This window comes from Leucobacter sp. UCD-THU (genome assembly GCF_000349545.1).
In the GTDB taxonomy this organism is placed as follows: Bacteria; Actinomycetota; Actinomycetes; order Actinomycetales; family Microbacteriaceae; genus Leucobacter; species Leucobacter muris.
Genome location: NZ_KB714604.1, coordinates 86,957 through 99,513 on the forward strand (window position 1 = coordinate 86,957; position 12,557 = coordinate 99,513).

Sequence of the window (12,557 nt, forward strand, 5' to 3'; positions counted from 1 at the left end):
GCGAGGGCCGAGCGGGACGGTGCGCACGAGCCGCCTGAGCGTGTTGCAGGGGCGACCCTTCGGCATGCCCGGGGAGTAGTTCCGACGCGCCCGACGACCGCCGGTTACTCGACCAGCTGCGCGTGCAACCGCTCGATCGTGGTGTCGGCGACGCCGCTCACCCGCAGGTAGTCGCGCACCGAGCCGAACCGCTCGTCGACGGCGGCGAGCGCGCGGTCGATCGCCGCGAGCGGCGTCGACACGAGCAACTGCTCGAGCGACGGCGTGACCTCGATGCCGAGGTGCTTGATCAGCTCGAGGTTCTTGGCCCGCCACTCGCCGCTGAGGTTCTGCTCCGAGGCCGAGTAGTCGTGCATCACGTCGTCGCGATCCACGCCCACGGCCAGCAGGGTGAGGGCGGCGACGGCGCCCGTGCGATCCTTGCCCGCGGTGCAGTGGAAGACCGTCGCACCGGGCTCGGCGAGCATCGTCACGGCGGATGCGAGCCGGTCGCCGTGCTCGAGGTAGAGCAGCTCGGTGAGCGCGTAGATGTCGAGCTGCGCCGAGATGTGCTGCCTGACGTCGGGGAAGATGGGGTGCGGAACGACGACGGCGCTCTCGGGCACGAGGTCGGGCAGCGGGGCGCGCTCGGCGTCGTCGCGCAGGTCGATCACGCGCGCCACCGAGAGCTCGGCGATCTGAGCCCTGCCCCGGTCGCTGAGCGCGGCGAGCGCGTCGGAGCGGAAGAGCGCCCCCGACCTCGTGCGTCCGCCGTCGGCTCGGAACCCGCCGAGGTCGCGGAAGTTGTACGTTCCTTCGATGGGGAGCAGTGCGGAGGTCACACCCTCATCCTAGGCCGCGTCTCGCGTGCTCCTCGCCCCCCTGCGCGCTCGAGTCGTCGAGCCGCTCGCGGGCCCGCCCGGCCGAGGTGATCCTCGTGGCGGTGCGCGGCCCCGACGCACTCGACGGATTCAGAGGGCGAGGCCGCGCATGATCGACGCGAGCAGCACCGGCTCGGCCTCGTGCAGGTTGTGCGGCCCCGGCACCGTGAGGATCTCGTTGTTCGGCAGGCGATCCCGCCACTCGCCGACGAGATCGTCGCTGAGGATGCCGTGCTGCGCCCGCACGAGCGTGGCGGGCGGTTCGAGGCGCTGCAGGGACGCCCAGATCGGCGCGTAGGGGTGCGGGTCGCCGTTGCCCGAACCCGGCAGCGCGTCGAGGTGGGCGAGGTGGTGCGTCCACTCCAGCCGGCCGTCCGGGCGCCGGCGCGTGTTGAGCGCGACGCCGCGGGTGAGTGCGGTGCGGTCGGAGCCGATGCCGAAAGCGATGGCTCGATCGACGATCTCGTCGATCGAGGCGTAGTCGCGCTGCCCGGTGATGAACTCGACCACGGCGCCCGCGTTCCCCCCGGGCGTGATGCCGGGGGTGATGTCGACCACGACGAGCCGCCGCACGAGCCGGGGGCGGGCGTCGGCGACGAGCGCGGCGGTCAGCCCGCCGAGCGAGTGGCCCAGCAGCGCGACCGGGCCGCCCGCGAGCCGGTCGAGCGCCGTCACGATATCGGCGGCGAGGCGCTCGGGGCGGTAGTCGGCATCGGCGCGCCAGTCGCTGCGACCGTGCCCGGGCAGATCGAGCGAGAGCGCTGGCCTGTCGAGGGCCAGCAGCGCCGGATCGAAGCTGTGCGCGTTGAGGCCCGCGCCGTGCAGCACCACGAACTCGGGATCCGCGGGCCCTCCGAAGCGCAGCCCGCTCACCGCGCGGCCCTCGGCGACCGGCGCGGAGATGCGCTCGACCCGCGGCAGCGGGGCGCTGCGGCCGACGCGCGCGGCGTCTCCCGCGAGGAACCGGAACTCGTCGTCGGAGGACGGGGCTTCGCTGCTCATTTGGCCAGTCTAGGGACGTCGGCGCCGATCACTCGAGGAAGACACGGCGGTGCGCGAGGCGCTGCCGATGATGCCGGCCGCGCGCGGCCGGAGGCCGCCCGGATCCGCAACCTTGGGGGCGACCCTCCGAGGAGCGGCGGGGCGGGCCCGAGGCGAGCGACGTGCGCGGCGCACCCCGTTCACCCCTCGCGACGCTTCGGCCGGCGCGAGCGTCGCACGTAACCGCCGTCCTCGAGCCCCGCCTCGATCTCGAAGCGGTTGCGCAGCGGATCCCGCCCCGCGAGCAGGTAGAGCAGCGGCATCGCGAAACCGTAGCGCCGCCACTGCTCGCGGTGCACCAGCTCGTGACGCAGCACAGCCGCCCCCGTGTTGCGGTCGGTGAGATAGCAAGACCCCACGCAGCTGCCGCCGCGCCCGAACGTCCACTTCGGCATGCCGCTGAACACCCAGAGCCCCTCGTGGCGCCGCACCTCGCCCGTGCTCCAGATGGAGCCCCAGGCGAACCCGACCGCCGTCGCGTAGAGGTACCCCAGCCGTGCGAGGGGCCACCGTCCGTGCCGGGTGCTCCGCTGACCCGCCTCCGTGCGCTCTGGTGCCGTCACCGCGCCGTCCCCGAAGTGAGCGCCGCGAGCACGCGCAGCACCGTCGGCAGATCCTCGGCCGCGGCGGAGGCGCTGGCGGGCGCGAACTCGCAGATCGAGGCGCCCGCGAGCGGCAGCGACGCCACGGCCGCCCGGATCGCCGCCGTCAGCTGAGCGACCGTCACCCCGAAGGGCACCGCCTCGTGCACGGCTGAGAACTCGGCGGGATCGAGCACGTCGAAGTCGACGTGCACGTAGACGCACTCGGCACCCGAATCCGCGAGCCGATCCCGAACCGCGGCCGCGAGCGCATCGGGATCCGGGCGCTGCTCGGGATCCGTGACGCCCGCGATCGACACCGGATCCAGCACGTGCACGCCGCGCCGCTCGATCTCGGCGTCCTCCTCGGGATCGATCGCCCGCGTGCCGATCAGGGTCAGCAGCGCGGGATCGATCGGGGCTTCGCAGGCCAGGTCGGGGGAGCCCTCGCCCAGGGCGTGCCGCAGCGTCATGCCCGACGCTGCGCCCGAGGGCGACGTGCTCGGATGCTGCAGATCGGGGTGGGCGTCGAACCACAGCACGGCGAGACGATCCGCTCCGTGCGCGCGCACCGCGGCCTCGAGCCCCGCGAGCGACGAGGCGCAGTCGCCCCCGACGATCACCGGGGGCGCATCGCCGAGCTCGACGATGGCCTCGCGCGCGGCGTCACGCGCGCGCAGCAGGCTGCTGAGCCGCGCCACGGGCGTGCCCATGGCATCGCCGGCCTCGAGCGGCACCGGCACCTCGCGAGTCGCGGAGGCAGGCAGATCCTCCAGCAGCGCCTCGGCCCCCTCGGCGAGCTGCATCGCGCGCGAAGACGCGGATCCCTGCCACTCCGGCATCATCAGGAACACGGGTTTCGACACAGCGCCTCCTCGCCTCGTGCACCCCTCCAGGATACTCCGCGGGAGCACCGAACCGGACGTTTCTTCCCGAGGCCTCCGACCCGCGGGCGGCGTCGATCCGCTCGGAACGGGAGGCCGAGCGGCTGCCGGCTCGCCCCCCGTTGCGCCTCCGCTCGGGCTCGGCCCTGCCCCTCGCTTCGCTCCGTGGGCTGCCGCCGTGTGCGGCACTGGGCTGAGCGCGAACGCTGCGCGTCCGCTGATGCTCAGCCCTGCCCCTCGCTTCGCTCCGTGGGCTGCCGCCGTGTGCGGCACTGGGCTGAGCGCGAACGCTGCGCGTCCGCTTATGCTCAGCCCACCGTGACGAAGTCGATGAGATGCTCGACGCGTCCCACCAGCTCGGGTTCGAGGTCGCGGAAGTCGCGCACGCGGCCGCGGATGCGCGCCCAGGCGTCGGCGATGTCGGCGGGCTCGTCCGAGGGCCAGCCGAGCGCGCGGCAGATGCCCGTCTTCCACTCGATCGACCGCGGAATGGCGGGCCACGCCTCAAGCCCCACCCGCGCGGGCTTCACCGCCTGCCAGATATCGACGAACGGGTGGCCGACGATGAGCACATGCGCGCGGAACGGACCCCTGGCGATCGCCTCAGCGATCCGCGTCTCCTTGCTGCCGCGCACCAGGTGATCGAGCAGCACGCCCGCCCGCCGATCCGCGGCCGGGCCGAACTCTGCGAGCACCTGTTCGAGGTTGTCGGCGCCCTGCAGCAGTTCGACCACCACGCCCTCGACGCGCAGGTCGTCGCCCCACACCTGCTCGACCAGTTCGGCGTCGTGCTTGCCCTCCACGAAGATGCGGCTCGGCATCGCGACCCGCGCCCGCTGCTGCGGGGCGGCGATCGAGCCCGACGCCGTGCGCTGCCTCCCGGCCGGCTTGCGCTTCGGCGCCACGAGCCGCACCGGCTCGCCGTCGATGAGGAAGCCGTCGCTCAGGGGGAACGCGCGCACCTTCCCGCGGAAATCCTCGAGCTGCACGAGCCCTTCCCTCGCGCCCACGACGGCGCCGCACCACTCGGTCTCGCTGTGCTCGACGACGAGGCCGCGCGAGAGCGGCACCTCGCGCCGCTGCACCGGGCCGCGGCGGGGCTTCATCCTGGCGAGGGGGTCGTCGTCGTAGCGCGGGTCGAACACGGAACCCGAGCCTAGCGCGCGGCGCCGCCCGATGTCTGCCCCGACGAGGAGTGCCGGAGGGGCTCGGCCTCCGCCCCTGCCGTCGAGCCAGATAGGCTGGGCCGGTGAGCGACGACCCCGACGAGCCGGCAGCCCGGCGACGCGGCCTGCGAGGGCTGCTCGTCGACACCACCCCGCTGACCGCGAGCCCCGCGTTCGCGAAGCTCTGGACCGGCACCTCGGTCGCTCAGATCGGCGCGCAGGTCACGATCGTCGCGGTGAGCCTGCACATCTACGAGATCACCCACTCCACGCTCGCGGTGTCGTTCGTGGCGCTGTGGGCGCTCGGCCCCATGATCCTCGCCGGTTTCGTGGGCGGCGCGCTCGCCGACTCCTTCGACCGGCGCACGGTCGCGCTCGTCACCGCGATCGTCGCGTGGTGCAGCACGGGCACGCTCGCGCTCATCGCCTTCCTCGGGGTCGAGACGACCTGGCCCTACTACGCGCTCGCCGCGGTGAACGCCGCGTCCGCGACGATCAAGGGTGCGGCGCAGGGCGCGATCCTGCCCCGTCTGCTCCCGACGCAGCTGCTGCCGGCGGCGGCGGCCCTCAGCGGCATCACGATGGGGTTGGCCGTGACCGTGGGGCCGGCGGTCGCGGGTGTGCTCGTCGCGACGGTGGGCTTCTCGTGGACGTACCTGCTAGACGTGGTGCTGTTCACCGGCGCCTTCCTCGGGATCATGAGCCTGCCGCCGATCGCGCCCGACGGTCGCCGCCGCGGCATCGGCATCGGGTCGGTGGTCGACAGCATGCGGTTCCTGCGGCGCGCGCCGAACGTGCGCGCCACCTTCGTCTGGGACCTGATCGCGATGATCCTGGGGCAGCCGCGCGTCGTGTTCCCCGCCGCGGGGGCGATCGTGCTGGGCGGCGGGCCCGTGACCGTGGGCATCCTCACCGCGTCGTTCGCGATCGGCGCGCTGCTCAGCGGCCTTGTCTCCGGGCCGCTGGGAGGCGTGCGCCGACAGGGGCGGGCGGTGACGCTCGCGGTCGCGGCGTTCGGGATCTGCACGGCCCTCTTCGGGGTCGTGCTGCTGCTCGCTTCGCTGGGCGTCGACGAGGGCCTGGTCGCGATGGTCGCGGTCGACGACGACTCCTTCATCCCGGCCAACGTCGTCGCGATCGTGCTCGCGGGCGTCGCGCTCGCGGGGGCGGGCGCGACCGACAACGTGAGCGCCGTGTTCCGCACCACCATCCTGCAGGCGGCGGCGCCCGACGACGTTCGCGGCCGCATGCAGGGCCTCTTCTACGTGGTGGTGGCGGGCGGGCCGCGCGTGGGCGACCTCGTGGCGGGCGGTCTCGCGACGCTCTTCGCGCTCTGGGCCTCGCCGCTCGTGGGCGGCGCGCTCATCTTCGGCATCATGCTCGTGCTGCTGCGCACGGCGCGCGGCTTCCAGCGCTACGACGCGCACCGGCCGACGCCGTAGCGCGCCGCCGGATCCGCCCGCCCTGCCCCGCCGCGCGATCCGCACCCGCCGAAAGGCGGATTTCGCACACGAGCACCCTCGTGCGCATGCGAAATCCGCCTTTCGAGGCACGCAGCGCAGCCACTCACCATAGGAGCCCGTCTCGGAGCAGCCCCGCCCGGATGGTACGTTGCAGGCATGAGCACCGACGCGTCCCAGATCGCCCCAGAACCGCTCGTGATCGCCCGCCGCGAGGGCGCGATCACGCGCATCACGCTCAACCGGCCCCGCGCGATCAACGCGCTCAACCTCGAGATGTTCGGCCTGGTCGGCGACGCGCTCGATGCGGCGCAGCGCGACGGATCCGCGGCGATCCTGCTCGACGGGGCGGGGGAGCGCGGCTTCTGCGGCGGCGGCGACATCAAGGAGATCTCGGGCGGCGACACGATGCGGATCCTCGTGACCGAGTACCGCCTCGATCTCGCGCTCGCGGAGTCGCCCGTGCCGGTGGTGGGCCTCATGGACGGCATCACGATGGGCGGCGGCATCGGCATCGCCGGGCACGCGCGGCACCGGGTGGTGACGCAGCGCAGCCGCCTCGCTATGCCTGAGGTGCGCATCGGGATCGTGCCCGACGTGGGCGGGCACCTGCTGCTGGCGCGGGCGCCCGGCCACCTCGGCGAGCTGCTCGCGGTGACCGCCGGCGAGATGGGCCCGGGCGACGCGATCGCCCTGGGATTCGCCGATCGCTTCGTGCCCTCGGACCGGCTCGACGCGCTGGGCGAGGCGCTGGCCGGGGGCGAGGATCCCGCCGCTGCGTGCGCCCGCTTCGCCGAGGCCGCCCCGCGATCGACCGTGCTCGAGGCGCGGGAGTGGTGGGAGCCGATCGCGGAGGAAGCGCTCGGCGAGGCTCACGCGCCGGCTTCGGAGGACGCTGCGGGCGCGGCGCTGCGAGTCATGCGCGCGCTGGAGGCGGCGGGCGAACGCGGAGGAGCCGAGGCGGCGGCCGCGGCCGCGACGGTGCGCGCGATGTGCCCCGTGTCCGTGGCGGTGACGCTCGCGCAGATCGATCGCACGCGCCGACTCGGGCTGGGGCTCCCCGAGGTGCTCGCCGACGACCTGCGCGTGCTGGGGCGCGTGGCGCCGCGCCCCGACTTCGCGGAGGGCGTGCGCGCCCAGGTGATCGACAAGGATCGCAGCCCGCGCTGGTCGCCGGCCCGCATCGAGGACCTCGACCCGTCGGAGCTCGTGGAGATCCTGGCCCCCTAGCGCGGAGGCCTTCGCCCTGCGGAAACCTCGCCCTGCGGAGACCTGGCCCCCTAGCGCGGAGGCCTTCCTCAGGCCCCGCGAGTGCTCGAAACTGGCTCGAACCCGCGGCGATCGCGGCACTTCTCGACCACTCGGCGGGGCGGGGGATCGGACCGGCTCAGCACCCCGCCCGGGCCCGGCTCAGTGCGGGTCGCCGATGCAGAACTCGTTGCCGTGCGGATCGGCGAAGGTGTCCCACGAGAAGCCCTCCTCGCCGCGCCTGCCGAGATGGGCGGCGCCCGCCTCGACCCACTCGGCCACCATGCGGTCGCGGTCGATGTCGGGGCTGCGGTCGAGGTCGAGGTGCACGCGGTTCTTGCCGGGGGCGACCGTCTCGACGCGCTGGAACCCCAGCGCCACCGGAGCGTCGGGCGCGCGCACGATGCAGAACCAGCCGTCGGCGTCGTGCACGATCCGCCCGCCGAGACGCTCGGCCCACCAGGCGGCGAGGGGCCGCGGGTCCTCGGTGTCGACGGTGATCATGCCCAGCCGGATCATGGCGGCTCCGCTCGCTCGCAATGGATGTGGGGCTCCACGATACCCTGGGGGGATGCACTGGAACGCCGACGGCCCCGATCTGGTGGCCGCGGGCGACAACCTGCCGATCCTGCGCAGCCTGCCCGGCAGCGCGTTCTCGGTCGTGTACCTCGACCCGCCGTTCAACACGGGGCGGGCGCGGCAGATGGAACGGGTGCGCGGCACGCGGGTCAGCGCGGATCGCGGCGAGATCGGGCGGATCGAGCCGGCGAGCGGTGAGCGCCTGGGGTTCCGCGGGCAGGGCTACCGGGTGACGCGGGAGCGCACGCTCGCCTACGACGATCGTTTCGGCGACTACTGGGACTTCCTCGAGCCCCGCCTCGAGCAGGCCTGGCGGGTGCTGGCGCCCGACGGCACGCTCTATCTGCACCTCGACTACCGGGAGGTGCACTACGCGAAGGTGCTGCTCGACGCGCTCTTCGGCCCGGAATGCTTCATCAACGAGATCATCTGGGCCTACGATTTCGGGGCGCGCACGAAGCGCCGCTGGCCGCCGAAGCACGACAACATCCTGGTCTACGCGAAGCACCCCGATCACTACTTCTTCGACGCCGAGGCGGTGGATCGCGAGCCCTATATGGCGCCCGGGCTCGTGACGCCCGAGAAGGCCGAGCGGGGCAAGCTGCCGACCGACGTGTGGTGGCACACGATCGTCTCGCCGACGGGTCGGGAGCGCACGGGGTATCCGACGCAGAAGCCGCTCGGGGTGCTGCGCCGCATCGTGCAGGCCTCGTCGCGGCCGGGGGACTGGGTGCTGGACCCCTTCGCCGGCAGCGGCACGACGGGTGCGGCCGCGGCGGAGCTGGGGCGGCGCTTCATGCTGATCGACGAGAATCCGGAGGCGATCGAGGTGATGCGCCGGCGGTTGGCCGGGGCGGCGCCGGTCTTCAGCTGAGCCGCGGGTCGCTCTGGCTCTGGCTCTGGCTCTGGCCCTGGCCCTGACCGGGCTCGATTGCCCTCGAAAGGCGGGAAACGCCGCTGCCGGTGCGTCTGAAGCTGCGTTTCCCGCCTTTCGGTCGGTGCCGTGCGGGATGCTGCGAGGTCGGGGCCGAGGTAGACGTCGATGTCAAGGTCGGGCCCAGGCCCAGGCCCAGGCCCAGGCCCAGGGGCAGGTTCAGAGCCAGAGGCGGATCCAGAGGCAGGGGCAGAGAATGAGCGGCTTCCCCGGGAGCACCGAGAACCGGGGACCTGTGGTTCACGGGAGGCGAGGTTCGTTCAGGGTTGAGATGGACCACTCGGTGCGGATGCTGCCAGAATGGGGCCGTGGAGAAGCACAGCGAGCTGCCCCTCGTCATCGACCGCGACGCGGGAACGCCGCTGCCCGCGCAGCTGGCCGTCGCGCTGCGAGACGCGATCGACCGCGCCACGCTGCGGCCCGGGGAGGGCGTGCCGGCGACGCGGCGGCTGGCGAGCAGCCTCGGCGTCGCACGGGGAGTGGTCGTCGCCGCCTACGAGCAGCTGATCGCCGAGGGCTACCTGCGGGCGGAGCACGGGCGCGGCACGGTGGTGAATCCCGAGCTGGCGCCGGATCCCGAACGCCTCGGCGGGGTCGCCGGGGCGACGGGCGCCGGTGCCGGTGCAGAGGATCCTCGGGCGGCCCGCGGCACGGTCCGCTCCGCCGACTCCGGAACGACGATCGAGGGCGGGATCCGGATCGCGGAAGCGCCCGGGCCGGCCGGGCGGCCCGGGGGCGCCCGTCACGCGCCGGACGCCGATCCGGACCGCCTCGCCGACGCCGATCCGACGCCCCGACCGCCGCTCGCTCCGGGCACCCCGCTCACCGACGCCACCGAGCGTCCCGCCTGGCGCGCGGCGTGGCGCGCTGCCGTGGCGCGGGCCGACCGCCGCCCGCCCGCCCTCGGCGACCCGGCGCTGCGCCGCGAGATCGTCGAGCATCTGCGCCTCGTGCGCGGCACCGCGAGGCCCGCCCGCGACGTGATCGTGACCGCGGGTGCCCGCGAGGGCCTCGGGCTGCTGCTCACCGCGCTCGGCACGACGCGCGGGCACGGCCTCGTGGTGGGCGTGGAGGATCCCGGCTACCCCTCGCTGCGCAGCGTCGCAGCGCGCCACGGCGCCCGCATCGTCTCGCTGCCGGTCGACGCCGAAGGCCTGCGCACCGACCGGCTGCCCGAGGGGCTGCTCGATCTCGTGATCGTCACGCCGAGCCACCAGTACCCCGTCGGCGGCTCACTGCCGCTGCCGCGGCGACGCGAGCTGCTCGAGTGGGCGGAGCGCACGGGTGTGGTGATCGTCGAGGACGACTACGACTCCGAACTGCGTCACGCGGGCGGGCCGCTGCCCGCGCTCGCCGCGCTCGACGACGCCGCATCGGGTTCGGTCATGACGCTCGGCACCTTCTCGAGCACGGTGACGCCGGCGCTCGCCGCGGGCTTCCTGCTGGCGCCCCGCAATCTGCGCGCGCTGCTCGAGCCGGTGCGGCAGGACCTCGGCTCGCCCGTCTCGGCCGTTGTGCAGCTGGCGCTCGCCGACTATCTCGCCACGGGGGAGCTGCGCCGCAACATCGCCCGGGTGCGCCGCCGTCATGCCGCGCGGCGCGACCTGATCTCGGAGCGCTTCGCCGGGGTGGGGCGCGTGCGGGTGCGCCCCATGAGCGGCGGTCTGCACGCGGTGCTCGAGTTCGAGGGCGTGGGCGCGTCGCGCCGCGAGGCCGCGGTGGTGGAGGCCGCGGCGCGCGAGACCACGGCGTTCCCCGCGGGCCTCGGGGTGGCGGCCCTCGGCGCTTACTGGCAGCATCGCAGCGCCGGTCGGGCGGCGGGGGTCGTGCTCGGCATGGGCGGCCCCGACGACGCCGAGTTCGCGGCCGCGATCGATCGTCTGCGCCGCATCCTGCTGGCGGTGTGAGCCGCGCCGGTCAGCGTGCGGCGAGCCGCTGCCGCAGGGCCTCGCACAGCACGACCGCGTGGTTCGTGTGCTCGTCCCTGGCGCCGTACAGCAGTGTGAGCGGATCGTGGTCGCGGGCCAGGTCGGCGAGCCGGTCGAGCGCTTCGGAGGCGGGAGACTCGGCGAGTTCGGCGCGATAGTGGTCGGCGAACGCGGCGAAGCGTTCGGGATCGTGCCCGCGGGGGTCGCTGTGCCAGTCGCGTCGCAGCTCGGGACTCGGCGCCGCGTCCTTCTCCCAGAGGTCGAGCTCGGCGCGCTCCTTCGACACGCCGCGCGGCCAGAGGCGATCGACGAGCACGCGGTAGCCGTCGCCCGGCTCTGCGGGCTCGTAGACGCGCTTGACCCTGATGTCCACGCCTCCAGTCTGCGGGTCGGCGGGGGCGAGCGCCAGGGGGCGCGGGGCGGGCGGTGCCCCGACTCGGCGATCCCGGTTCGGCACTGGACCCCGAGGTGCGCCTCCTGCTACGATTGCCGAAACGTTACGGCACTTCGATGCTTGTGTAGCAAAGACGCTCCAAAACGTTTCAACAGAGATCGATGCGGGCTCGGGCCCGCGACCAGTGAAATGAGGAACCATGACTGAAGAGTCGACCGGCTCGTTCGACGAGACCATGTGGAGCGGCCTCCTGCACGGCGGCCCCGGGGGTACCTTCATGGGCGTGCCCAGCGTCGAGCTGACGCGCGAGGCGATCACCGCCTCGGGTGCGAAGGCCGTCGTCTACGGCTTCCCGTTCGATGCGACGACCATCAGCCGCAGCGGCGCCAACTACGGACCGCGCGCGATCCGCGAGACCTCGGTGCAGTACACGAACTTCCAGGCGACATTCGACTTCGACCTGTTCGCGCACCTGCCGCTCGTCGACGGCGGCGACTGCAAGGTGGCGCTGGGCAACACCCCCAAGACCTTCGAGCGGGTCGAGGCCGACATCGCCGAGATCGTGGCCGCCGGTGCGATCCCGGTGGTCTTCGGCGGCGATCACTCCGTGAGCATCCCCGTGGGCAAGGCCGCGAAGAAGCCGGGCACGAACCCCGGCTGGGTGCAATTCGACACCCACCTCGACGCCGCGCCGCACGTCGGCGGCGAGGAGCTGAACCACTGCTGCACCATCACCCGCGCCGTCGACAACGGGTACGACCCCTCGAAGATCGTGCTCGTCGGCATCAGCGGCTGGATGAACCCCAAGACCGAGCTGAAGTACTGCCGGGATCACGGCATCCGAGTGATCTGGCTCGAGGACATCTGGCAGAAGGGCACACTCTGGGCGGTCGAGCAGATCCTCGAGCGCGTCGGCGAGGAGGGCTTCTACCTCACCTTCGACGTCGACGCCCTCGACGCCGCCTTCGCGCCGGGCACCTGCGCGCCCACCCCGGGCGGCATGACGATCCGCGAGGCCTTCGAGATCATCCGCGGCATCGCACCCGCGGGCCTCATCGGGCTCGACATCGCCGAGCCCGCGCCGTCGCTCGACCACTCCACGCGCACGCAGCTGATCGCGGGCCGCATCGCGCTCGAGGCGCTCGCCTTCCACGCGGGATCGCCGAACACGCCGGTCTACGTTTTCGGACTCGTTTTGCTCCTTCGCGTNCGCAGCGCGGTCAAAAAGCTTTCGAAAATCGCGAGCCCCGACCCGCCCCTGCGCGTTCGGGTGCGCTCGAGCGGGCGCCCGCCCGGGTGAGCGTGCTGGAGCAGGCGCCGCTCCGGACCCCGGCGCATGCGGCCGAGCGCCGGGGCCCGGGCCGCGGGCCGAGGGGCGTCGCCGAAGCGCCGCGGGTCGCGGGAGCCCCGCGGCCTCCCTAGGCCTCGTAGAGCTCGGGGCGCCGCTGCGCGAGCATCGCGGTGGCGCCGCTGCCCCCGGCG

Annotated in this window: 12 protein-coding genes; 5 read left to right on the top strand and 7 right to left on the bottom strand. The window is 73.6% G+C overall.

Annotation, left to right across the window (positions count from 1 at the left end):
• Positions 1-104: 104 nt before the first annotated feature.
• From H490_RS27915 to H490_RS27935, 5 genes are all read right to left on the bottom strand, one after another.
• Positions 105-821 carry a tyrosine-protein phosphatase gene (locus H490_RS27915; protein WP_017884814.1) on the bottom strand — a complete coding sequence of 239 codons (717 nt, stop codon included), beginning with the start codon at positions 819-821 and terminating at the stop codon, positions 105-107.
• 129 nt (positions 822-950) lie between these two features.
• Positions 951-1,862: an alpha/beta fold hydrolase gene (locus tag H490_RS27920; RefSeq protein ID WP_017884815.1), complete on the bottom strand. Its 912-nt coding sequence runs from the start codon at positions 1,860-1,862 to the stop codon at positions 951-953.
• Positions 1,863-2,041: 179 nt separating this feature from the next.
• Positions 2,042-2,464, bottom strand: coding sequence for a hypothetical protein (locus tag H490_RS27925; RefSeq protein WP_017884816.1), 423 nt, complete (start codon positions 2,462-2,464; stop codon positions 2,042-2,044).
• Complete coding sequence (locus tag H490_RS27930; RefSeq protein WP_017884817.1) at positions 2,461-3,348, bottom strand: arginase family protein; 888 nt, start codon at positions 3,346-3,348, stop codon at positions 2,461-2,463. Before H490_RS27930 ends, H490_RS27925 begins: the two co-directional genes overlap by 4 nt.
• A gap of 326 nt (positions 3,349-3,674) precedes the next feature.
• Positions 3,675-4,511, bottom strand: coding sequence for a DUF3097 domain-containing protein (locus H490_RS27935; protein WP_017884818.1), 837 nt, complete (start codon positions 4,509-4,511; stop codon positions 3,675-3,677).
• A gap of 104 nt (positions 4,512-4,615) precedes the next feature.
• Between H490_RS27935 and H490_RS27940 the strand changes: the two genes are divergently transcribed.
• Together H490_RS27940 and H490_RS27945 are read left to right on the top strand one after the other, a co-directional pair.
• Positions 4,616-5,974 carry an MFS transporter gene (locus tag H490_RS27940; protein WP_017884819.1) on the top strand — a complete coding sequence of 453 codons (1,359 nt, stop codon included), beginning with the start codon at positions 4,616-4,618 and terminating at the stop codon, positions 5,972-5,974.
• A gap of 177 nt (positions 5,975-6,151) precedes the next feature.
• Positions 6,152-7,222, top strand: coding sequence for an enoyl-CoA hydratase/isomerase family protein (locus tag H490_RS27945; protein WP_017884820.1), 1,071 nt, complete (start codon positions 6,152-6,154; stop codon positions 7,220-7,222).
• A 180-nt stretch (positions 7,223-7,402) separates the two neighbouring features.
• Here H490_RS27945 and H490_RS27950 read toward each other — a convergent pair whose 3' ends face one another.
• Positions 7,403-7,759 carry a VOC family protein gene (locus H490_RS27950; RefSeq protein WP_017884821.1) on the bottom strand — a complete coding sequence of 119 codons (357 nt, stop codon included), beginning with the start codon at positions 7,757-7,759 and terminating at the stop codon, positions 7,403-7,405.
• Between the two features lie 52 nt (positions 7,760-7,811).
• Here H490_RS27950 and H490_RS27955 point away from each other — a divergent pair, with 52 nt between their 5' ends.
• Both H490_RS27955 and H490_RS32555 read left to right on the top strand, forming a co-directional pair.
• A complete protein-coding gene (locus H490_RS27955) occupies positions 7,812-8,693 on the top strand; it encodes a DNA-methyltransferase (protein WP_017884822.1) in 882 nt (293 codons plus the stop codon).
• 368 nt (positions 8,694-9,061) lie between these two features.
• Complete coding sequence (locus H490_RS32555; RefSeq protein WP_017884823.1) at positions 9,062-10,660, top strand: PLP-dependent aminotransferase family protein; 1,599 nt, start codon at positions 9,062-9,064, stop codon at positions 10,658-10,660.
• A 10-nt stretch (positions 10,661-10,670) separates the two neighbouring features.
• Here the strand turns inward: H490_RS32555 and H490_RS32725 are convergent, their stop codons facing one another.
• The gene (locus H490_RS32725; RefSeq protein WP_017884824.1) at positions 10,671-11,054 is read right to left on the bottom strand and encodes a DUF488 domain-containing protein; all 384 of its coding nucleotides are present in this window, start codon (positions 11,052-11,054) and stop codon (positions 10,671-10,673) included.
• A gap of 220 nt (positions 11,055-11,274) precedes the next feature.
• Here H490_RS32725 and speB point away from each other — a divergent pair, with 220 nt between their 5' ends.
• The gene (speB, locus tag H490_RS27970; protein WP_017884825.1) at positions 11,275-12,375 is read left to right on the top strand and encodes an agmatinase; all 1,101 of its coding nucleotides are present in this window, start codon (positions 11,275-11,277) and stop codon (positions 12,373-12,375) included.
• Positions 12,376-12,557 lie beyond the last annotated feature (182 nt).

Bases quoted from the DNA above. Each gene is read 5' to 3' on its own strand.
- H490_RS27955 (WP_017884822.1), top strand. From the start codon at position 7,812: ATGCACTGGAACGCCGACGGCCCCGATCTGGTGGCCGCGGGCGACAAC.
- H490_RS27945 (WP_017884820.1), top strand. From the start codon at position 6,152: ATGAGCACCGACGCGTCCCAGATCGCCCCAGAACCGCTCGTGATCGCC.
- H490_RS27950 (WP_017884821.1), bottom strand. From the start codon at position 7,759: ATGATCCGGCTGGGCATGATCACCGTCGACACCGAGGACCCGCGGCCC.
- H490_RS27920 (WP_017884815.1), bottom strand. From the start codon at position 1,862: ATGAGCAGCGAAGCCCCGTCCTCCGACGACGAGTTCCGGTTCCTCGCG.